The organism is Candidatus Chloroploca sp. Khr17 (assembly GCF_004138165.1).
Lineage (GTDB): Bacteria > Chloroflexota > Chloroflexia > Chloroflexales > Chloroflexaceae > Chloroploca.
Window position 1 is genome coordinate 1 of sequence record NZ_RYFF01000147.1, and the last position, 1,502, is coordinate 1,502.

The following is a 1,502-nucleotide window of genomic DNA, read 5'->3' on the forward strand; positions in this document are numbered from 1 at the left end:
ATTCAACGCAGAGTTTGATCCTGGCTCAGGACGAACGCTGGCGGCGTGCCTAATGCATGCAAGTCGGACGCAGGGTGCTTGCACCGCTGCGTGGCGCACGGCTGAGGAACACGTGGGTACCTGCCCCGGAGTGGGGGATACCCCGTCGAAAGACGGGACAAGCCCGCATACGGTCCGCAAGGAAGAAAGCCGAAAGGCGCTCTGGGAGGGGCCTGCGGCCCATCAGGTTGTTGGTGTGGTAAGAGCGCACCAAGCCGATGACGGGTTCCTGGTCTGAGAGGACGACCAGGCAGACTGGGACTGAGACACGGCCCAGACTCCTACGGGAGGCAGCAGCAAGGAATTTTCCCCAATGGGCGCAAGCCTGAGGGAGCAACGCCGCGTGCAGGACGACGGCCTTCGGGTTGTAAACTGCTTTTGGGCGGGACGATAATGACGGTACCGTCCGAAGAAGCCCCGGCTAACTCCGTGCCAGCAGCCGCGGTAAGACGGAGGGGGCAAGCGTTGTCCGGACTTACTGGGCGTAAAGCGCACGTAGGCGGCGTGGTGCGTCGGTGCTGAAAGCGCCAGGCTTAACCTGGCGAGGCGTGCCGATACGACCATGCTAGAGGCAGGCAGAGGGTGGCGGAATTCCGGGTGTAGTGGTGAAATGCGTAGAGATCCGGAGGAACGCCGGTGGGGAAGCCGGCCACCTGGGCCTGACCTGACGCTGAGGTGCGAAAGCGTGGGGAGCAAACCGGATTAGATACCCGGGTAGTCCACGCAGTAAACGATGCTAGCTCGGTGTCTGAGGCTCGTTCGAGCCTTGGGTGCCTAAGCACACGCGGTAAGCTAGCCGCCTGGGGACTACGAGCGCAAGCTTAAAACTCAAAGGAATTGACGGGGGCCCGCACAAGCAGCGGAGCGTGTGGTTTAATTCGACGCAACGCGAAACACCTTACCCAGGCTTGACATGCAGCTGCAGACGGCGGAAACGTCGTCGCCTTCGAGGGTGCTGCACAGGTGCTGCATGGCTGTCGTCAGCTCGTGTCGTGAGATGTTGGGTTCAGTCCCGCAACGAGCGCAACCCGCATCGGTAGTTACCAGTGTCTACCGAGACAGCCGCCTTGATGGGCGGAGGAAGGCGCGGATGACGTCAAGTCAGCATGGCCCTTACGCCTGGGGCAACACACACGCTACAATGGCCGGGACAGTGCGTCGCCACGCCGTAAGGCGGAGCAAATCGACAAACCCGGCCCCAGTTCAGATCGAGGGCTGCAACTCGCCCTCGTGAAGGCGGAGTTGCTAGTAACCGCGTATCAGCGATGGCGCGGTGAATGCGTTCCCGGGCCTTGTACACACCGCCCGTCACGTCATGGGAGTGGCCAATGCTTGAAGTCCGTGGGCTAACCCTTCGGGGAGGCAGCGGCCGAGGGCAGGGGTCGCGACTGGGACGAAGTCGTAACAAGGTATCCGTACCGGAAGGTGCGGATGGATCACCTCCTTTCTAGGGAGCAATCCCA

At 61.9% G+C, this 1,502-nt stretch carries 1 rRNA gene; it reads left to right on the top strand.

What is annotated here, in order from left to right:
- Positions 1-2: 2 nt before the first annotated feature.
- Positions 3-1,486: ribosomal RNA gene (locus EKD05_RS25440) — 16S ribosomal RNA — on the top strand.
- Positions 1,487-1,502 lie beyond the last annotated feature (16 nt).